Origin of the sequence: Klebsiella pneumoniae complex sp. WS1778, from assembly GCF_049472055.1 — a bacterium.
Lineage (GTDB): Bacteria > Pseudomonadota > Gammaproteobacteria > Enterobacterales > Enterobacteriaceae > Klebsiella > Klebsiella quasipneumoniae.
The window spans coordinates 883,930-903,159 of the sequence record NZ_JBKGTJ010000001.1 but is presented as its reverse complement, the minus strand read 5'-3'; the positions used below and the strand labels follow the sequence as shown (position 1 = coordinate 903,159).

Here is a 19,230-nt window from a genome sequence, read left to right as displayed (position 1 = left end):
CGTCCTGCGATAGATGGTTGTATAATACAACTATATCTTGATCTGGACGCATCGCTATGGCTGACACCTCCTTAATCCAACAGATCCGTACCGCCTCACGGTTAATGGTGCGCGAGCTGGGTTTTATGAACACCACGCTGGCCGCCACCCACTATTCGCCGTCGGCGGTGCATACCCTGCTCGAAGTGTCGGTGAGAGGGGCGATGACCGCCGCCCAGCTGGTGACTTTGCTGGGCCTGGAAAAATCGAGCGTCAGCCGGATGGTTGCCCGTCTGCTGGCGGCCGGGGAGCTGGAGGAACGTCCCTGCGCGGAGGATGCGCGGTCTAAATCGCTGGCGCTGACCGCCAAGGGGCACGATACGGTGGCGATGATCAACGCGTGGGCTACCCGCCGGGTGGTGGAGGCGTTAGGCCATCTGGATGAGCCGCAGCAGCGGACCGTCGCCAGCGGACTGGCGGCCTATGCGCAGGCGCTGGCGCAGTGTCGGGATATCGCGCTGGCGGATACGACCCCGCAGATTTCGCTGGTGACCGGCTATCAGCCGGGGATGATCGGCCGGATAGCCCAGATGCACGGGGAGTATTACGCCCGGCACCATGACTTCGGCGCTTTTTTTGAAGGCAAGGTCGCCAGCGGCGTGGCGGAATTTGCCACCCGGCTTTCCTCGCCGGCCAACCAGATCTGGCTGGCGATGCGCGAGGGGAAGATTGTCGGTTCGGTGGCGATCGATGGCGAGGATCTCGGCCAGCAGCAGGCGCATCTACGCTGGTTCATTCTCGATGACAGCTGTCGGGGAACCGGCATTGGCAGGCGGCTCCTCAGTGAGGCGATGGCTTTCTGCGATAGTCGTCAGTTCAGCGCCGTTCAGCTGTGGACGTTTAAAGGTCTGGACGCGGCCCGCAAACTGTATGAGTCCTTTGGCTTCACGTTAACCTGCGAATGGCAGGGGGAACAGTGGGGAAAGGTGATGACCGAGCAGCAGTTTACCCGGCCAGGCAACGCCGGCTAAGGGCGGGGTGCCTTAGCCGGCGGGGGGCGAAGATTACCCCAGTTGATTAAGCAGCCGGGCGATCTCCTCTCGCCACTGCGCCTGCAGCGCAGGCTTTTGATGTTTCGGCTTACGGGCCATGTCGTCCGCCAGCCATTGCTCCAGAGCGATCAGGCGCGCCAGCAGCGCCTCTTCATCATCAGCCGCGAGTGACGGCTCCTGAGGTGAGTAGGCCACCGTCGGGGTGGAGGGCTGCGCCTGCAGACGGGCATAAACCTCTTCCAGACTGTGCCACTCCGTTAGCCCGGCGCGGTCGATCAGCCAGAAGCGGTTACAGCTTTCGCTAATAAGCTGGCGGTCATGACTAACCAGCAGCACGCTGCCGGGGTAGTCGCGGAGCGTCTGCGCCAGCGCCGCTTTGCCCTCCATATCAAGATGGTTGGTGGGTTCATCCAGCAGCAGCAGGCTGTAGCGCGCCAGCGACAGGCCGACGAACAGCAGCCGCGACCGCTCACCGCCGCTGAGAGTGCTGACCTTCTGACCATGCCTCGCCCAGCCAAATCCAGCGGCGATCAGCGCCCGTTTCCGGGTGTCCGCCGACGGGGCGAACGGCGTCAGGGCGTCGAGCAGGCTGGCATCGTCCGGCAACTGCGCCAGCGTCTGGTCGTAATACCCGGGGTGAAGCCGGGGGTGCAGACGCAGCCCCGGAAGAGGCGATGCGTCGTTCATCTGCTGCCACAGCAGGCGCAGCAAGGACGATTTACCGCCGCCGTTGCGCCCCATGATGGCCACGCGATCTCCGCTGCGCAGTCGCGCCACGCCGGTGGTAAACAGGGCCGGCAGTCCCGGCGCGGGGGCCACCGGCAGCCTGTCCATCTCCAGCAGGCGGTCCGCCGGCAGGGCGTCCCCTTGCAACACCAGGCGCCACGGCGGGCCGACGCTGAGCTCAGTCTGCTCGTCTTTCAGGCGGGCGACCTGCTTCTCCATCTGTTTGGCTTTGCGGGCGAGATCTTCGTTGTCATACACCCGACCCCAGGTGGCCAGCCGCCGGGCGCTGGCGCTGACCCGGTCGATCTCTTTTTGCTCGGCCTTATGACGTAATGCGGCGCTTTCATCCTGCTCCTGCAGTGCCTGACGGGCAGCGCTGCAGGGCAAGGCGAAGCTGTGCAGCGTCTGGTCGCGAAGGATCCAACTGGCATTAGTTACAGCATCCAGTAAGGTGTTGTCATGTGACACCAGCACGAAGCTCCCCTGCCAGGTTTGCAGGAAGCTTTCCAGCCACAACAGGGTGGGTAGATCGAGATGGTTGCCGGGCTCATCCAGCAGCAGCAGGTCAGGCTGGCGGATCAGCGCCCGGGCCAGCAGCAGGCGCGTGTGCTGCCCGCCGCTTAGGGTGCTGGTTTGCTGCGCCATCACCGCCGGCGTGAAGCCCATCTGCGCCAGCAGGCGTTCGGCCAGCCAGCGCTGTGCTTCCCGGGCGTCGGCGGGTAACGGGGCCAGCACCGCCTGCAGCAGTGACTGCGAACGCAGCGCCTCCGGCAGATGCTGTTCAACGCGGGCCATCAGACACTGACCGGCGAGCGAGACGCTGCCCGAGGTGGGCGCGAGAGTGCCATCCAGCACCTGCAGCAGGGTGCTTTTGCCGCAACCGTTATGGCCAATGAGACCGATACGGTCGCCTTTCTTCAGGGTGAAGGAGAGGGTGTTAAACAGCGGCCCAAAAGCCGTCTCCACGTGGAGCGCATGGGCAGTTAGTAATGTACTCATAGTCAACTTACTCAAGAGTTACAGGCATGCGAATGCCTCGTCAAAACTCGCTGACGATAACCCGGTAAGCCGGAGAGAAGGGATTCTGTGAAGGGTCTTCGCTCAAGCCAAAGTTATCGCAGCACGATACCGATAACGCTTGAGCTGGCGCCATTGCCTAAGGCATGTGAAACAATAAACATTTCACAATACAGCATGGGGGGCCTCCTTTTATATTCAGTTAGTGAATGGGTGATGGCAGTGTAGTGGGGAAAGGAAAAGCGCGCCAGTGACAAAACTGGCAGGGGGCGTCCCCGCCAGCTTTCGCCGGCGCCACTTTTGCCTACGAAGCCGGGTTGGCGCAGAGGTCTTATGTGTTTGCTAGAACATGATAGGAAACCAGCGGGCGTGGTCGCGGGTATATTCCGTCATCGCCTGGGGATCCTTTATCGCCTGGCAGGGGGCGTCGAGAATATTCGGATACGCATCCGGATACCAATCTTCCTCGGTGGTTAAGGTAAAAAAGCGAGACTCCCGGTGGGTTTCACAGGTATAGGCGTTTTTAATATTGTCGGCTTTGCGATATCCCTTGGGATCGCGATATTCGATATACACTTTGTACTCAGAACGGGTACCCCGCCACGCGCCCGGCTCCGGTTTCTGCCAGCGGACCGTCTGGTAGTAGCGCTCCCGCTCGCCGTAGCGATAGACGGTGGTCTCCCCGCCGGGAATCACGTCGGGTCTCAGGAAGAAAAAAGCCAGTCCCGCCAGCAGCAGTAGCAATGGCGGGAGAAGGTGGGTCAGCGGCCGCGGCGCCCGACGGTTAACCAGCAGCAGCCAGAGCAGCGGCGGGATCAGGCTGACGATAACAGCGAAGAGGATTTTCGCCGGCGTGTAGAGTTCATGCACCGACACCTCGCCGGCTTTTGCCGCGTAAAGCGCCTGCTTATCGCCGAAATACCAGTACTCGCCGTGAAAGGCGCTGATGGCGCTCACCAGCAGCAGCCCGCTAAAGAGCCCCAACCAGACCCGTAATAGCGGTTGCAGAACGATTTTTTGCTGGCTCATTTAGGCTACCTCACCAGGGAGAGGGGCGATCGGGCGGGCAATCATGATTGCCGTGTCGCTGAGTGCGTTAAGATCGTTTACCGGAGCGCACTGGCGAGCCATGACCTGCGGATCGCCGTTCGGAAACCAGCCCTCATTGAATGACAGGGTGTAAAACTGGCTGTGCCGCTGCACTTCACAGCGCCAGGCGCGATGAAGATTATCCCTGTCGACAGGCCAGCGCGGATCTTTCGCTTCAACAAAAATCTCATATTTAGAGGGCTGAGTGATACGTTGGTTAGAATTTGTCTTCATCCAGAAAATGGCAGTGTAATAAACGTTGTGTTTCCCGTACTGAATACTGGCATCCCGTCCGGGGGTGACCTCCGGATGGAGGAAAATAAAGATCCCGGCGGCAATCAGTACCATCAGCGGGAATAGCGGATGCTGTATCGGCCGCCAGGGAATATTACGCACCGCCAACAGCCAGACCAGAGTCAGAAACAACACGTAGAGCAGGGCGAAGAAGAATTTACTCGGCGTATAGATGACGATGTCCACCAGATCGCCGGTAGCGGGCTGATACTGCTCAGCGCGCGGGGTGAGCATCCACATATCGCCGCCAGAGAGGCACAGGCCGGCGATGATGGCGATACTACCCGTGAGGAGTAAGACAATCCGGATCAGAATAGCCTTCGCTTTATTCGCGTCAGGGGTTAATTTTTGCATTTCACATTCCGTTGTGAGGGGGTGAGAAACAACTATTTTGCACAGCGGAGGGCGCGCGGCAAATGCTATCCGTTTTCTATTTTTACGATAAATGAATATGGGCGGAAAAGGCGTTTCTGTGGTGGGAAATATTATCCGGACGCTATTAATAACCGGGCCGATCGTTCGGCCCGGTGAGCGCGATTAAATTGAGGTGCGGCGGTAATTACGATATTCCGGCAGCCAGAAATTATCGCTGATGGACTGCAGCAGCGCTTCTGCGGAGGTTTTCACCGCCACGCCCTGCTCCTGAGCCACCTTACCGACCGCGAAGGCGATCGCCCGCGAGACGGTCTGGATATCCTTCAGCTCCGGCAGCACCGGACCTTCACCGTTGTTCACCAGCGGCGAGTGTTTCGCCAGGGTTTCGCTGGCGGCCATCAGCATCTCGTCGGTGACCCGCGACGCGCCGGAGGCGATCACCCCCAGACCAATGCCCGGGAAGATATAGGAGTTGTTGCACTGGGCGATGGGGTACTGTTTGCCTTTGACGGTAACCGGGGCAAACGGACTGCCGGTGGCGACCAGCGCCTCGCCGTCGGTCCAGCTCAGGATATTCTGCGGCGTGGCTTCCACCCGTGACGTTGGGTTGGAGAGCGGCATCACGATTGGCCGCGGGCAATGCTTGTGCATCTCGCGGATAATCTCTTCCGTGAACAGCCCCGGCTGACCGGAAACGCCGATCAGGATGTTCGGTTTCACGTTGCGCACCACGTCGAGCAGGGAGAGCACATCGTTAGTGGTATCCCAGCCCTGCAGATGTTCGCGCTTCTGCACCAGCTTGTTCTGGAACGGCAGCAGATTAGGCATGCCGTCGGTTAACAGGCCAAAGCGGTCAACCATGAACACACGCTGGCGGGCCTCTTCTTCACTGAGTCCTTCGCGGACGATCTGGGCGATAATTTGCTCGGCGATGCCGCAGCCGGCGGAGCCCGCCCCGAGGAAGACAATTTTCTGTTCGCTCAGCTGGCTGCCGGCGCCGCGACTGGCGGCGATCAGCGTCCCGACGGTCACCGCCGCGGTACCCTGGATATCGTCGTTAAAGGAGCAGATCTCATTGCGGTAGCGGTTGAGCAGCGGCATAGCGTTCTTCTGCGCAAAGTCTTCAAACTGCAGCAGCACGTCCGGCCAGCGGGCCTTAATCGCCTGGATCACGTCGTCAACGAACTGGTAGTACTCGTCATCGGTAATACGCGGGTGGCGCCAGCCCATATACAGCGGATCGTCCAGCAACTGCTGGTTGTTTGTTCCGACGTCCAGCACGATGGGCAGGGTGTAAGCCGGGCTGATGCCGCCGCAAGTGGTGTACAGCGACAGTTTGCCGATCGGGATCCCCATCCCGCCGATGCCCTGGTCGCCGAGGCCGAGGATACGCTCGCCATCGGTCACCACAATCACTTTGACGTTATGGTTCGGTACGTTCTGCAGAATGTCGTCAAGATTATGGCGATTCTGGTAGGAGATAAAGACGCCGCGGGCGCGACGGTAAATCTCGGAGAAACGTTCGCAGGCGGCGCCTACCGTCGGGGTATAGATAACCGGCATCATCTCTTCGAGATGGTTGCCAATCAGGCGATAGAAAAGGGTCTCGTTGGTGTCCTGGATGTTACGCAGGTAAATGTGTTTGTCGATTTCTGTTTTGAATCCCTGATACTGGATCCACGCGCGTTCCGCTTGCTCTTCAATGGTTTCAACCACTTCCGGCAGCAGGCCAAGAAGGTTGAAACTGCTGCGCTCTTCCATACTGAAGGCGCTGCCCTTGTTGAGCAGGGGGAATTCAAGCAGAACGGGACCCGCGTAGGGGATGTACAGGGAACGGTTTTTCTTATGGGTAAATTGCATCGCACTAACTCCTTGATCGTGTCCACAGTCCCGGCGCGGCGATAAGCGAAGGGCGGGTGGAAAAGCAGCGGGCAGAGTATAGAGCAGAAGGTCTTCAAGCGGGTAAACAAGCCGTCAATTGCCATAAAAAAACACCATCCTGGCAACAGGACGGTGTTGTTTATCATCACTCAGGCTGAAAATTAACCACCGCGGCGTTTGCGGCCGGTAGCATGGATATGGTTGAGGGTGGTTGCTTCATCGCCTTCCAGCACCACTTTTTTCTGCTGGGAAAGCTTGTAGTTCAGACCGAGAAGATGACGTGCCTGATGGTTCGATTTCATTCTGACTCCTTTATCCTGTTCTGGTTTCAAGGGCAAACCCGGTGGTGACCGGATGAAATGTAACCCAAAGTTGGCCGCACGTTTTTTATGCGGCCACAGGTAGGGTGGTCCATTTTCAGGGCAATAGCAACCTCAGTGCGCCAGATTAAGAACAGTCTCCCTCGCGCAGCGCCGGCGTTACCACTTCATCTCGCCGGTATTAACTTTGGCGCTGAGCTCCAGCGAGCTGGTTTCCGCCAGCCCTGGCCACTGTGTCTCCATTGCCTTGATCACCCCGGCGGAGTCCTTATGTGTCTTCAGCGCTTGCTCAAACTGCTGGAGGTAGGTTTTGGTAAAGCGCACCGCGCTGTCACCCTCCGGCGGCGTGCCGAGGTAATGTCCCGGGATCACCAGCTGCGGGTGCAGAGCAATCATCTGGTCCAGCGTAGTGCGCCACTGCTGTCGACTGGCCGGCGTCTGGGTGTCGGCGGTCCAGAGATGCATGCCCCAGGCCACGCCGGTGCCGCCGAGGATCGTTTTGTTCGCCCGGATCCAAACGAACGCCGCGTAGTCATGGGGCTGCATAATCGTCACTTTTTCGCCATCGATGGTAAAGCTGTTGGCTTTCAGCGCCTGCGGGACGTATACCTGCGTCGGCGCACCGTCTTTCATCTGTGGTCCCCAGTACGCCAGCTTTGCCGCTTTGGTGGCTGCAATATGTTTAACCACTTCCGGCGTGGCGACCACTTCCGCCTGCGGGAAGGCTTTCACCAGCGGCTCAAGGCCAAAATAGAAGTCAGGATCGCCGGAGGTGATCACAATCCGCGACAGCGGTTTGCCGTTTTTCTTGATCATGTCTACCAGCTTTTCGCCGTCTTTGACGCTGAACTGGGCGTCAAACAGCACCGCTTCATGCGGGCCGGAAACGAGGGTGGAGTTGACGGCAAAAAGACCTTTCTCCTGAGGGTTGTAAGTCTGCAGCGTCAGCGGCGCCGCGAAGACCGCGCCGCTGAACAGGGCGGTGGCAATAGCAAGAGCAGATAATTTCATGATTCATTCTCAATGACAGGGGAATGCGTAGCATTGTACGGATTTCGCCATTTGATAGAATTCCTGAAATAAGAGATGCTGAGTTTCATAAATCGTGCAGATAAAGGGGGCGTGATGGACAGGGTAATTGCGGCGCAGGTGTATCTGCGAATTTGCGAGCTGGGAAGCCTCAGCGCCGCGGCGCGCGCGCTGGGGATGTCGCGCCCGATGGTCAGCCGCTATCTGGAACAGATGGAGAGCTGGGCCGGCGCCCGGCTGATCCATCGCTCAACCCGGCGGCTGACGCTGACCCCGGCCGGGGAGAAGGTATTGCTCAAGACCCGCGGCCTGACGCGGATCGCCGATGAAATCGCCGGCGAACGCCAGCGTGCCGACCCCAGCGGCACGCTGCGGGTGGCGTGCGCGCATTTTACCGCGATGCAGCTGATCTCCCCGCTGCTGCCGGATTTTCTTGCCCGTTATCCGCTGTTGCGTCTGGAGCTGGATATCAATAACCATCCGGTCAGCCTGATCGGCGAGCGCATCGACGTGGCTATTCGCATTACCGATAATCCGGAGGCGGGGGCTATCGCTCGCCGCCTCGGCGTGTGCCGGTCGCTACTCTGCGCTGCGCCGCGCTGGCTCCGCCAGCATGGTCCGCTGACGACCCTTGACGATCTGCAACAGCATAACTGCCTGTTATACAGTCATTTTGCCGGCCAGCGCTGGCAATTCAGCGATGCACAGGGTCAGGAGGCGTCGGTGGCAGTGAACGGTAATCTGAGCGCCGGGATCTCTTCCTTACTGCTGGAGGCGGCGGTCGCGGGGTGCGGCATCGCGATGCTCCCCGAACTGGAGGCGCGGAGCGCGATTGCCAGCGGCGCGCTGGAGGTGGTGCTTCCTGACTGGACGCCGAAGGCGCTGAGCGTTTACGGCATCTATCTTTCCCGCGACTATCAGCCCGATGGGCTGCCGCTGTTTCTGGATGAGCTGCAGCGACGGCTGGGGGAGACGCTCGCCGATGCCTGAGCAACGGCGCCGCCTTCAGCGGCAGCGCCGGCGGGCGGTTGCCCTGCCGGAAAGCCAAGGATCAACCTTACTCATTGCCCCACTGATTAAGGAAGTTGGCGATATCGTCAATACGGCGTTCGTCAATGGCCGCCTCGCGGGCCATCTCCTGCTGCGCTTCTTCATCGATCTCTTCGTTGTTGGTTAATCGCGCAATCAGCAGCTGAAAATAGCGCGCCAGCGCATCGCGTTCCTCATCCTTAACCGGGGCAGCCGCTTCGGTCTCGTATTCGTCCACGATGTCATAAAATTTCAGGGGAATGTCGTTACTCATCTGTCGTCCTCAGGATTGGCGTCAGGGCCGGGGTTAGCGCACAGCGGCGGGCGAGTATCATAGCACGCAGCCGGTCGGCTGCAGGAGAGGAAAAATCGCTGCGGCGGCGAGGCGAGAGGGCAGATATCGCTCCCCGGGGGACGGAGGGTAAAACCGGCGCGCGATGCCGCACGCCGGTCTGCCAGGAGGCTTAGACTACCCCGTCTCCACCGTCAGAGCACCACACCTGGCCGGAGGTATATGAGCAGGCATCGGATGCCAGGGTGACGTACAGCGGGGCGATCTCGACCGGCTGCCCCGGGCGCCCCATCGGCGTGTCTTTCCCGAACTGTTTCACTTTCTCGTCCGGCTGACCGCCGCTGGACTGCAGCACCGTCCAGTAAGGGCCGGGGGCTACGGCGTTAACGCGAATGCCGCGTTTTGCCACCTGTTTGGCCAGCGATTTGGTGAAGATCGCCAGGCAGGCTTTGGTCTGGGCGTAATCGAGGAGGATCGGACTGGGTTTATAGGCCTGCACCGAGGTGGTGTTGATGATCGCGCTCCCGGCCTGGAGATGGGGCAGCGCGGCGCGGGTGATCCAGAACGGCGCGTAGACATTGGTCTTAAAGGTGGCGTCAAAGTCTTCAGTGGTCAGCTCCTCAAGGGTCTCACAATATTGCTGACGTCCGGCGTTATTGACCAGGATGCTCAGGCCACCCAGCTGTTGCACCGCGTCGGCCACCAGCGACTGACAGAAGGACTCGGAGCGAATATCCCCCGGCAGGGCCACCGCGGTGCGGCCTTCGGCTTTGATCAGAGCGATGACTTCATCGGCGTCCTCTTGCTCCTCCGGCAGATAGCTTATGGCGACATCGGCCCCTTCGCGGGCAAAGGCGATCGCCACCGCGCGGCCAATGCCGGAGTCGCCGCCGGTAATTAGCGCTTTCTTACCGGCCAGCCGCCCGGTGCCGGTGTAGCTGGTTTCCCCATGGTCCGGTGACGGCTCCATTTCCGCATCCAGACCCGGCGGGTTCTGTTCTTGCTCCGGGAACTCCGGACGTGGAGCCGTCTCTTCTGGCAACATGGAGGTGGGTAGTTTCTTCATGGGCGGTTTTTCATCTTGCATAGTCATCTCCTTCAGACAGAACGGGCCAGCTGTAAGGATAGGTCAGGTTCCCCCATCGCCAGACCCCGGATGACTCACCCAGGGCCAGTGAATGGCCGCGAAAAGACGCATTGTTATTCCTTAACCGACTGATCCCCGGCGTATTTAAGCAAATAGCGCTGCGTTATCATTGCCGGGGTTAAATTAGGATTATTCCATCATGACTTAATGCGGGCTGGCTATTTTATTTGCTGCGCGGCGGAGATTTTTTAAAGGCAGAGAGGGAGACAAAGTGAAAAGGGGAATAATAGGGTAATCCGCTACGCATGGATAATAATGGTATACCTCTTTGGTGTTAATTTTTGGAAGGGTGGCAGCCCGGGATTAGTAGAAACATTTATTCATCAGATTATTTTCATTAGTTTACAAACGTGAACCAATGTCCACAGTACAGTTCACAAGGTACATATAACCCAAAGCGAATAAGGGAGTTGCGTAAAAATTAATTTTTATTGCCGCTTCGCTGTGGTTAATTTATTTTGTCGATGCGCTGGGTGATGGCCAAAATTAATTTGACTCCTGCGGGTATTCCTCTAGTGTTAGATATCGAGGGCGATGATTTGTAACAGGGTCATTTTCCATTTACCAACCGATATTGATCAAACCAAAGGTGAAAATTATGGCAGAGCATAGAGGCGGTTCAGGTAATTTTGCAGAAGATCGTGAAAAAGCATCCGAAGCCGGGCGTAAAGGTGGGCAGCACAGCGGCGGGAACTTCAAAAATGATCCTGAGCGTGCATCCGAAGCCGGTAAAAAGGGTGGTAAGAACAGCCATGGCGGCGGCCGTAAATCCGGCGACAGCTGATGACTGATGACCCGTGACGCCGTTATGACGGTGTCGGGAAAGAAACCTGTGGGCCTGTGGGTCCGCAGGTTTCTGTTTATTTGCAAACGCTTCCCTCAGCTATTGTCTATTCTCCGCGACGGGAAAAGAGGTGCAGAATAATTTAATTACAGCCATCTTAACAATTAAATACTGATTACCGCAACGGCATTGTGCCGGCGAAGCGCTAAGAGTGAGTAAATAACGGTTCGGAGCAATCCGTAACAGTACTGCTTTTTATCGCTGTGCATAAGTAAGCTATTTTAAGCCTGGTGTCAATCGTCGGACGCCAGGGGCGGGTAGCAACACATCCGCTTGCTAAATATTGTTCAGATCTAAGGTAATAAAATGAAACTGACGCCGGTATTTATTAAGCGCTGTCATCTTGTGGCCGCCGTTATGTGGGTGGGCCTGGCGATACCCTCGTTAATCTGGTGGAAAGACAGCGTCCTGTGGGTCATTCTCATCAGTATTTATGCCAATATTGTTGGACATTTATCCGGATATAGCGCAGCGCGAGCTGACCAGGCGGCGGAAGAGAATGAAGATTCCCCGTCAAAATAAATAATTAACGATCAGAGGTGTATATGACGGATAGTGAAAATTACCACAACTGGCTTCGCGATGCCCATGCCATGGAAAAACAGGCCGAGTCACTGCTTATGGCCACCATCAGACGCCTCGATAATGAACCGCAACTGCGAACCCGCCTTGAACAACATCTTTATGAAACTCGTCGGCAACTGTCCGCTCTGCAGGACCTTATCGCCCGCAACCATATTTCCCGCTCGGCGCTGAAGGATGCGATGAGCCGGGTCGCAGCCCTGGGCCAGACTATCGGCATCATGCTACCCGGCGATGAGCTCATTAAACTCATTATCACCGCCTACGTTTTTGCCCATTTTGAGGTCGCCTGCTATACCGCTTTATTAACGGCGGCGAAGCGCGTGGGGGACCATAGCGCGATGCCGACTCTGGAAGGGATCCTTGCCGAAGAGAGAGGGATGGCTGACTGGCTGCTGCATCATCTGCCGGCGCTGACCGGACAATATCTGATGCATAACTCTCTGCCCGGCGTTGAGTCCGGACAATAAGCCGCCGGAGTCAATCATGGTTAAGCGCCACACCATCGCGATCCTCGCCACAGACAAAGCGGTTCCGCTGAAATTAACCGCCAGGCAGCAGGCGCTGGTGGACGCGGTGGCGAACAGGGTGCCACCTGCAGAGCACGACCCCGTATCGCCAGTCGACAAAACGCGCACGAAAACCAGCAGGGCGCGCTGAGGACGCTGACAGTGGCGGGCAGAACGCAAGGTGATAGTGATGCAACAGGAAGAGTGGTTTCACAGAGCGGTCATCTATCAGGTTGACAGTGCTCTGTTTTACGACGCCAACGGCGATGGGTTTGGCGATCTTGCCGGTATACGCCAAAAGCTGCACTACATTCGTAGCCTGGGGGCGACGGTGCTCTGGCTGACCCCTTTCTATCTTACCCCACTGCAGGATGATGGCTATGATATCAGCGACCATTTGCAGCCCGATCCCCGTTTCGGGACCATCGCCGACGTGATTGAGCTGATTGCCCGCGCCCGGGAGCTGGGGCTGCGGGTGATTGTTGAGCTGGTTATCCAGCATACTTCTGCCCAGCACCCGTGGTTTCAGGCGGCGCGACGCGATCCCCGGTCGCCGTGGCGGCCATACTATCTTTGGGCCGATCGGCCCCCGGAGAACGACGATCCTCCCATGTTTCCCGGCGTCGAGGAGAGCGTCTGGAGCTGGGACGACCAGGCCGGACAATACTATCGACATATGTTTTATCGCCATGAGCCCGACCTGAATCTCGCTCATCCGCCGGTGATCGCTGAAATTGAAAACATCATCACCTTCTGGCTGCAGGCCGGGGTGTCAGGATTTCGCCTCGATGCGGCGTCACATCTGGTGAAGCAGGCCGGGAAGGGCGACGAGGCGCGGGGCTACCCGCTGTTGACGCATCTCCGGCAGGTCGTGCAGCGCCTCAATCCCGACGCGATACTGTTGGGTGAAGTGGACGTGGAAGTGGAAGATTATCGCCATTATTTCGGCCGCGGCGATCGGCTGCAGATGGTGCTCAATTTTTGGCTTAATAAATATCTCTATGTCAGCCTGGCGCAGCAGCGCGCCACCCCGGTAGTGAAGGCGTTGCAGGCAATGGTGGCCCCGCCGGACGGATGCTGCTTCGTCAACTGGCTGCGTAACCATGATGAACTGGACCTTGAGGGGATTGGCGAACGCAACAAACGCCAGGTTATCCGCACCTTTGCCCCTGATAAATCGATGTCCGTTTACCAGCGCGGCGTGCGCCGGCGGCTGGCGCCGATGCTGGATGGCGATACCCGACGCATCGCGCTGGCTCATGCCATCCTGCTCGGGCTGCCTGGCGTGCCGGTGATGCGCTATGGCGACGAGATTGGTATGGGCGACGATCTGCGCTTACCGGAGCGCTACGCGGTCCGAACGCCGATGCAGTGGTCGGGCGCGCCCAACGGCGGCTTTTCCCGGGCGGCGCCGGATGATTTGCCGGTGAAACCGGTGGCCAGTGGACGGTTTCGCTACCAGCGGATCAATGTCGAAGCGGCGTTGCGCCACCCCCGGTCGCTACTGCATCGGGTACGCAATATGGTGCTGGCGCGCACGGAATATACTGAACCGGGATCCATCCCTTTTACCCTTATTACGGTGAAGCCAGCCGCGGTGCTGGGCTTGTGCTATCGCAGCGAATCGCGGGAGGTGCTGATGCTGGCGAACTGCAGCCAGCAGGCGGTGGAGGTCCAGCTCCCGCCGCTGGCCGAGGGTTACTGGAGCCCGATCCTGGAAGATAAGTTCTACCAGGACGGGCTATACGGCGGAGAAAAGGCGCGGCTGGCGCTCTCCGGCTATGGTTACCGCTGGTTCAGCCGCAGCCTGCTTTAGCGCCGTCTTCCTGGTCGGCGGAACAATGCCCGCAGGGCCATCGTCGCCACCGCCACACCGACGCCGGCAGCCACTTTACCCGGAAGATCGGCGCTGATGGTCACCGCTTTACGCCGCGCGCCATCGTTAAAGGGGCCGTGTCCGGGATGATTGCCGCGCACTGGCGTGAACAGGTCGTCCTGATGTTCTGCCGGCTTCGGCTGGCCGGTAAACTGTTCCTCCCACGCTTTTTTCACCATCAGCCGATCAAGCAGACGGGGGAAGAAGATCTGGCCGAGGATCGACTGGATGGTGCTTTTCCCCACCCACAGCTCGTTCACCGGCCGCTGGATCACGCTGTAGATGGCCTCAGCGGCGACCTCCGGCTGATAGACCGGCGGTACCGGCTGCATGGCCTGCTCCATTTTGTTGCGCGCCCAGCCAAACTGAGCAGTGTTCATCCCCGGCAGCTGGACCATGGTCAACTGGATGTGGTTTTCCTCATGCATTAGCTCGGTGCGCACGGCATCGGTGAAGCCGCGGATCGCCGCTTTCGCGCCGCAATAGGCCGACTGCAGGGGGATCGAGCGCCAGGCCAGCGCCGATCCAGCCTGAATAATCACCCCCCGATCCCGGGGCGTCATGACCTCGAGCGCCGCGCGGGTGCCGTTGACATAGCCGAGATAGGTCACCTCCGTCACCCGGCGAAATTCGTCGTCGCTCATCTGCCGAAAGGGCGCCAGCACGGTGGTCATGGCGTTATTGATCCAGACGTCTATGGCGCCGAGGGTGGCTTCCACCTCGGCGGCGGCGCGCTGCACGGCCCCGGCATCGGCGACATCGGCGCTAATCGCCAGCGTTTTGACGCCGAAACGTTCACAAGCCTGCTGCGTCTCCTGCAGACCCGTTTCATCGCGGGCGATCAGCGCCACGTGATACCCTGCGCGGGCGAAACGCAGCGCGGTGGCTTTTCCTGCCCCGGCGGTTCCGCCGGTAATAACCATCACGGACATAGTGACCTCATTAATTGTTTCGCTATCGTAAATTTAAGCTGCACGGATCTAATCATTATTAAGCATAAATAACGACGGTGAGGTGGGAAATATCCTGGAATAAGCGCAGTGTGAATCAGGCGACATATCCTGATGACTCTGGCCTGTTTCTGCATAAGCAGACGTTAAGGTTCTATAATCTGTAAGATACTTGACAACCCGCGAGGAGGAAAAATGTTGACAGTAAACACGCGTAGCGTTGAAAAAGAAGAGGACGACGCCACCCGCGCCCCGGAATCGGGGGATAAACAACCGGAGCGCGATAAATAGCTAAGCCGGTGTTATTCCTGTTCCGGAATAATGGATATCTGGCCGTTACGTTCGAGAATAGCGAATTTTATCGCTTTCAGTTCATAAATCCCATGGTGCTGCCTGGCCGCCAGCAGAATATCATCGACAGAAATATTGACGAGCTTCATTTTCTCATCGATGACAGCACCATTTTCCACTACGATAACCGGCGTGCCATCCAGAAAATTTTCCGCCTGGGCAAATTTTTTCTTAATATAGCCGAATAAAATATCAATACTGACCAGGGTGACGATAGTCAGCATCGAACCGGTAACGGAATAGTCTGTGCTGAGCATCGCCTGCTGGGTCGCTTCACTGATAATCAGCAGCAGTATCAGGTCAAAATTGGTTAACTGCATCAGGGTTCGTCTACCGGCAATCTTGAAAATAATCAGCAGGATCAGATAGATTGCTGCGGCTCTGAGGACCATTTCCATCGCGACTCCTACGGATAGACAAACTGTTGCCAGCTGACGGCAGGGCGATCGTTGACTGCCGCCTGCAGGGAAATATTGCCTATCGTTTTGGGGGTAATAGATAACCATACCGATTGCGGCGAGCGGCTGGTTGTCCGCTGATACACCAGATGTAATTTCCCGTCGGCACTGTACATCTTATCCGGCTGCGGGCGGATATCGCCAACCTGGTAACGGGTTAATAACGTGGCGGCGAAACTGATCGTCGTATCATTTTCCTGCGTGGGTTTGATTTGAATATTCAGTTCGGTTTCACTCATCAGTCTGGCATAACGCTGGTAATCGACGCGTAATTCACCTTCAGGGCTTTCCCGGTGCGCCTCACTGAAATATCCGGAGGACCACAGGCCGCTTAATGCGGTAAGAATGATGAGGCTGAGAACAATTATCCCATAGCGCCTGAAGCGATATTCAAAGCGGAGGGCCTGTTCATTCTCGTCGACGATGTGACAAGGTTGTTGATTCTCAGTCATTATTATTTCCCCGCGTTTCGTTTCGCCATCAGCGTAACGATAAGGACATTCTTATATTAGACGATATCAGAACAATTGACTTTGTAAAAATGGCCAGCCTCAGCCAGGCTTTAATCTGTTCATCAGCAAAAACAAGGAGGCATGATGAAAAAATTAGCCTTGGCCATGGCCTGTTTGTTTGCCGCCGCGGTCGCGCAGGCGGACGATAAAGGCGGTTTTAGCCAGGATGCCGCGCCGCCGCCGCCGCACAAACTCGATGACGGCTATCGCGGCGTCGAGGAGGGGCGGATCATGACCGTTGAGCAGGCGAAAACCATGCACGACGGCGCCACGGTTTCCCTGCGCGGCAATCTGCTCACCCGACAGGGGGATGACCGTTATCAGTTTCGCGATAAAAGCGGCACCATCACCGCCATTATTCCGGTTGCCGCGTTTAATGAACAGCACGTAGAGCCTGACGATCTGGTCAGTATTAACGGCAGCCTTGATCGCAAAATGACGCCGCCGGTAGTACGTATCGATCGCCTGCTCAAACAGTCGCCTAAGTAAGGGGAGCTTACCGGTATGAGCACAACATCCCACCCGCATGACGAGGAGCGCGGGAAACACCCTGCGCGCGAGGCGCCTGACGAACATGGCGAAGTGCCGCGTAAACGGGACGACAGCGAGGATGACAAAACCGATCCTTACCATCCTCACGATGGCCGTTAGCGTCATCCGCAACGGGAACCTTTTGGGAACGCTGATGCGGCGGGCCGCAGAATAGAAGCAGGTTCAGCATCAGGCACTATACTTTTTGTTCGACATCATCACAGGAGGAGTCATATGGCGATTCATAAGAAAGGGCTGGCGCACTGGGAAGGCGATCTCAAGCATGGCAAAGGCACCGTGTCGACGGAGAGCGGGGCGCTGAGCCAGCAGCCCTACGGCTTTAATACCCGTTTTGAAGGGGTGAAAGGCACCAACCCCGAAGAGCTGATCGGCGCCGCACATGCCGCCTGCTTCTCGATGGCCCTATCGTTGATGCTCAGCGAAGAGGGCTATACCGCGACGTCCATCGACACCACCGCAGTGGTCACCCTTAATAAAACCGACGGTGGGTTTGCAATAACCGACATCGCGTTGCAAAGCCAGATTGTCCTGCCCGGCGTTGCGCCGGCGGCGTTCGATAAGATCATCCAGAAAGCGAAGGCCGGCTGCCCGGTATCACAGGTGCTGAAAGCCAATATCACCCTTGACTACCAGCTAAATCCATAAGCTGTTGTGCCCGCACTCTGCGGGCACCGTTCCCGCGATCTCTCTCCCTGTCACTGCCCACGTTGCGCAATAGTGGTATCTTTGGTCCTTTGGTAAACGTAAGGGACTCCAGAATGATCGGCATTCGCGGAATGATCGAGGCGCAGGTGCTCGGCCTGACCGGCATGGCGCTAAAAGAGATTGATTTTGAACAGCCCAAAGGGGAGCCGGGGCTTTTTGGTCCGCAATCAGCCATCTGGCAGGTGCATGGCGATTTTACCTCAATGCTGTGCGGCGGCATTAGCGCGCTGTTGCTGCAGATGCTGCACCCCCTGGCGCTGGCCGGCGTCTGGGACCACTCCCGTTTCCGCGAGGATATCTTTGGCCGCCTGCGTCGCACCAGTCAGTTTATCTCCGCTACCACCTTCGCCGCCACCCCCGACGCCGAGCGGTTGATCGCCAAAGTGCAGGGGATCCATCAGCGGATCGCCGGGGTGGACAAGGACGGCACGCCGTATCAGGCAAGCGACCCGGCGCTGTTGACCTGGGTGCATGTCGCTGAGTGCAGCCGCTTTATGGCCTCCCACCTGCGCTACAAGCGGACGGTGGTCAGCGTCCAGCGCCAGGAGGACTATTTTCGCGAGTCGGCGGAGATCGCTCGTCGGCTGGGAGCCAAAGATATTCCCCAGACGCCGAATGAGGTCGCGGACTATCTTGAGGCGATGCGGCCGCAGCTGCGCTGTGACGAACGTACCCGGGAGGTAGCCGAGGTGCTGCTCACCACCCGTCTGCCGGGTCGCCTGAGTCAGCCGGTTGGCCAGGTGATGATGCGGGCCGGGATCGATCTTCTGCCGCCATGGGCGCAGGAGATGCTGGGACTGTCGCTGACGCCGCTGCAGCGGCGCACGACGCGTCTGATGGTACTGGCCATCGCCCGCGTGCTGCGCGCCTCGGTACGTAACGGCGCCTGGCATTGCGCCATGCGCCGGATGGCGGAGGCGTGATTCAGCCCGCCTTGCCCAGGTGCCGGGCAATCAGCGCCTCCAGGCTACCGTCCGCCCGCCATTCGTCCAACGCGTCATTCACCGCGCTAAAGCGGACCACATCATCCCGGGCGACGCAGATGGCCTGCTGGATCTCGGTAAAATTATCCGCTAAGACCCGCACCCCCGGATGGCGGCGCGCTGTCGCCTCCAGCGGCTGACGGATGCCAGCGACCATATCCCCTTCACCGGCGAGGAAGGCGTCGATGGCCTCCTGCGAGGAGGGGAGACGATTCAGGCTGGCGTGCTGCAGATGGCGGGTGAGCCACAGATCGTAGGCGGCGTTTTGCCCGACGTTAATCGTGGTTGCCGGGCGATCCATATCGGCCACGCTCTGGCAGGGCGAACCGGCTCTCACCAGCGCGGTCCCCTGAATGGTGATATAGGGAGAAGTAAAGCGCAGGGTCGCCTCCCTCGCCGGGTCGATGGCCAGAAAGGCGATATCCCAGCGTTCGCCGCCGGCGTCGGCCACCACTTTACCGGCGGCAGGATAGGTGACGAACTCGGCGACGACGCCCCAGCGCTGCGCCAGTCGATGGCTGAGCTCGGGGGTAATGCCTGTCGGCTCGCCGTTTTCTCCAGGATGGGCCAGTACCGCATTGCCCAGATTAATGGCAAAACGCAGCCGGGATGGTGTGATTGCTGACATCGCTGACTCCTGTGGTGGCTAAGAGAAGGTGGCCCGACCTGTTGGTCGCC

24 protein-coding genes are annotated in these 19,230 nt (G+C 58.4%); 12 read left to right on the top strand and 12 right to left on the bottom strand.

Annotated elements, in window-relative coordinates:
* The first annotated feature begins 56 nt into the window (after positions 1-56).
* A complete protein-coding gene (locus tag ACLEXF_RS04650; RefSeq protein WP_048294916.1) occupies positions 57-1,010 on the top strand; it encodes a bifunctional helix-turn-helix transcriptional regulator/GNAT family N-acetyltransferase in 954 nt (317 codons plus the stop codon).
* Between the two features lie 33 nt (positions 1,011-1,043).
* On the opposite strand, the gene ACLEXF_RS04645 is transcribed toward ACLEXF_RS04650, so the two are convergent.
* The 4 genes from ACLEXF_RS04645 to ACLEXF_RS04630 all read right to left on the bottom strand — a co-directional run bounded on the left by ACLEXF_RS04645 (position 1,044) and on the right by ACLEXF_RS04630 (position 6,392).
* A complete protein-coding gene (locus tag ACLEXF_RS04645; protein WP_065877596.1) occupies positions 1,044-2,756 on the bottom strand; it encodes an ABC-F family ATP-binding cassette domain-containing protein in 1,713 nt (570 codons plus the stop codon).
* A 360-nt stretch (positions 2,757-3,116) separates the two neighbouring features.
* On the bottom strand, positions 3,117-3,803 hold the full coding sequence (locus ACLEXF_RS04640; RefSeq protein WP_004202651.1) for a hypothetical protein: 687 nt from the start codon (positions 3,801-3,803) through the stop codon (positions 3,117-3,119).
* Positions 3,804-4,511, bottom strand: coding sequence for a hypothetical protein (locus tag ACLEXF_RS04635; RefSeq protein WP_004202649.1), 708 nt, complete (start codon positions 4,509-4,511; stop codon positions 3,804-3,806).
* Between the two features lie 183 nt (positions 4,512-4,694).
* Complete coding sequence (locus ACLEXF_RS04630; protein ID WP_004202648.1) at positions 4,695-6,392, bottom strand: NAD-dependent malic enzyme; 1,698 nt, start codon at positions 6,390-6,392, stop codon at positions 4,695-4,697.
* Positions 6,393-6,470: 78 nt separating this feature from the next.
* Between ACLEXF_RS04630 and ACLEXF_RS04625 the strand changes: the two genes are divergently transcribed.
* Complete coding sequence (locus tag ACLEXF_RS04625) at positions 6,471-6,578, top strand: hypothetical protein (protein WP_032425875.1); 108 nt, start codon at positions 6,471-6,473, stop codon at positions 6,576-6,578.
* Here the strand turns inward: ACLEXF_RS04625 and sra are convergent.
* Positions 6,575-6,715 carry a stationary-phase-induced ribosome-associated protein gene (sra, locus tag ACLEXF_RS04620; protein WP_004202647.1) on the bottom strand — a complete coding sequence of 47 codons (141 nt, stop codon included), beginning with the start codon at positions 6,713-6,715 and terminating at the stop codon, positions 6,575-6,577. The two genes, ACLEXF_RS04625 and sra, sit on opposite strands and share 4 nt — an antisense overlap.
* Before the next feature lie 177 nt (positions 6,716-6,892).
* Positions 6,893-7,744 (bottom strand): Vmh family MBL fold metallo-hydrolase, encoded by an 852-nt coding sequence (locus ACLEXF_RS04615; protein ID WP_065877602.1) that lies wholly within the window; start codon positions 7,742-7,744, stop codon positions 6,893-6,895.
* Positions 7,745-7,858: 114 nt separating this feature from the next.
* Here ACLEXF_RS04615 and ACLEXF_RS04610 point away from each other — a divergent pair, with 114 nt between their 5' ends.
* Positions 7,859-8,752 (top strand): LysR family transcriptional regulator, encoded by an 894-nt coding sequence (locus ACLEXF_RS04610; protein ID WP_065802456.1) that lies wholly within the window; start codon positions 7,859-7,861, stop codon positions 8,750-8,752.
* A gap of 67 nt (positions 8,753-8,819) precedes the next feature.
* On the opposite strand, the gene ACLEXF_RS04605 is transcribed toward ACLEXF_RS04610, so the two are convergent.
* The gene (locus ACLEXF_RS04605) at positions 8,820-9,065 is read right to left on the bottom strand and encodes a YmjA family protein (protein ID WP_004202643.1); all 246 of its coding nucleotides are present in this window, start codon (positions 9,063-9,065) and stop codon (positions 8,820-8,822) included.
* Positions 9,066-9,255: 190 nt separating this feature from the next.
* Positions 9,256-10,170 (bottom strand): SDR family oxidoreductase, encoded by a 915-nt coding sequence (locus ACLEXF_RS04600; RefSeq protein ID WP_004202642.1) that lies wholly within the window; start codon positions 10,168-10,170, stop codon positions 9,256-9,258.
* Between the two features lie 658 nt (positions 10,171-10,828).
* On the opposite strand from ACLEXF_RS04600, the gene ACLEXF_RS04595 reads away from it, so the two are divergent.
* The 5 genes from ACLEXF_RS04595 (at position 10,829) to ACLEXF_RS04575 (ending at position 13,981) form a co-directional block, all read left to right on the top strand.
* The gene (locus ACLEXF_RS04595; RefSeq protein ID WP_004143718.1) at positions 10,829-11,014 is read left to right on the top strand and encodes a general stress protein; all 186 of its coding nucleotides are present in this window, start codon (positions 10,829-10,831) and stop codon (positions 11,012-11,014) included.
* A gap of 366 nt (positions 11,015-11,380) precedes the next feature.
* Positions 11,381-11,596 (top strand): hypothetical protein, encoded by a 216-nt coding sequence (locus ACLEXF_RS04590; RefSeq protein WP_004202641.1) that lies wholly within the window; start codon positions 11,381-11,383, stop codon positions 11,594-11,596.
* Positions 11,597-11,619: 23 nt separating this feature from the next.
* Entirely contained in the window at positions 11,620-12,126 is a 507-nt protein-coding gene (locus ACLEXF_RS04585; protein ID WP_004202639.1) for a ferritin-like domain-containing protein, read from the top strand.
* 16 nt (positions 12,127-12,142) lie between these two features.
* Positions 12,143-12,316 carry a hypothetical protein gene (locus ACLEXF_RS04580; RefSeq protein ID WP_043519631.1) on the top strand — a complete coding sequence of 58 codons (174 nt, stop codon included), beginning with the start codon at positions 12,143-12,145 and terminating at the stop codon, positions 12,314-12,316.
* Between the two features lie 39 nt (positions 12,317-12,355).
* Positions 12,356-13,981: an alpha-amylase family protein gene (locus ACLEXF_RS04575; RefSeq protein ID WP_423265733.1), complete on the top strand. Its 1,626-nt coding sequence runs from the start codon at positions 12,356-12,358 to the stop codon at positions 13,979-13,981.
* Here ACLEXF_RS04575 and ACLEXF_RS04570 read toward each other — a convergent pair.
* From ACLEXF_RS04570 to ACLEXF_RS04560, 3 genes are all read right to left on the bottom strand, one after another.
* Positions 13,978-14,973, bottom strand: a complete 996-nt coding sequence (locus ACLEXF_RS04570; protein ID WP_043519630.1) for an SDR family oxidoreductase — start codon at positions 14,971-14,973, stop codon at positions 13,978-13,980. The genes ACLEXF_RS04575 and ACLEXF_RS04570 overlap by 4 nt on opposite strands.
* A 320-nt stretch (positions 14,974-15,293) precedes the next feature.
* Entirely contained in the window at positions 15,294-15,740 is a 447-nt protein-coding gene (locus tag ACLEXF_RS04565) for a DUF421 domain-containing protein (RefSeq protein WP_004202634.1), read from the bottom strand.
* Positions 15,741-15,748: 8 nt separating this feature from the next.
* Positions 15,749-16,252: a hypothetical protein gene (locus ACLEXF_RS04560; RefSeq protein ID WP_004202633.1), complete on the bottom strand. Its 504-nt coding sequence runs from the start codon at positions 16,250-16,252 to the stop codon at positions 15,749-15,751.
* Between the two features lie 144 nt (positions 16,253-16,396).
* Between ACLEXF_RS04560 and ACLEXF_RS04555 the strand changes: the two genes are divergently transcribed.
* The 4 genes from ACLEXF_RS04555 to ACLEXF_RS04540 all read left to right on the top strand — a co-directional run bounded on the left by ACLEXF_RS04555 (position 16,397) and on the right by ACLEXF_RS04540 (position 18,492).
* Positions 16,397-16,801, top strand: coding sequence for a YdeI family stress tolerance OB fold protein (locus ACLEXF_RS04555; RefSeq protein ID WP_004202632.1), 405 nt, complete (start codon positions 16,397-16,399; stop codon positions 16,799-16,801).
* A 15-nt stretch (positions 16,802-16,816) separates the two neighbouring features.
* Entirely contained in the window at positions 16,817-16,963 is a 147-nt protein-coding gene (locus ACLEXF_RS04550) for a hypothetical protein (protein ID WP_017900537.1), read from the top strand.
* Positions 16,964-17,077: 114 nt separating this feature from the next.
* Positions 17,078-17,509, top strand: coding sequence for an OsmC family protein (locus tag ACLEXF_RS04545; protein ID WP_043519629.1), 432 nt, complete (start codon positions 17,078-17,080; stop codon positions 17,507-17,509).
* Positions 17,510-17,622: 113 nt separating this feature from the next.
* Positions 17,623-18,492, top strand: a complete 870-nt coding sequence (locus ACLEXF_RS04540; RefSeq protein WP_017900538.1) for an oxygenase MpaB family protein — start codon at positions 17,623-17,625, stop codon at positions 18,490-18,492.
* Position 18,493: 1 nt separating this feature from the next.
* Here ACLEXF_RS04540 and ACLEXF_RS04535 read toward each other — a convergent pair whose 3' ends face one another.
* The gene (locus ACLEXF_RS04535) at positions 18,494-19,180 is read right to left on the bottom strand and encodes an ABC transporter substrate-binding protein (protein WP_017900539.1); all 687 of its coding nucleotides are present in this window, start codon (positions 19,178-19,180) and stop codon (positions 18,494-18,496) included.
* Positions 19,181-19,230: the final 50 nt, after the last annotated feature.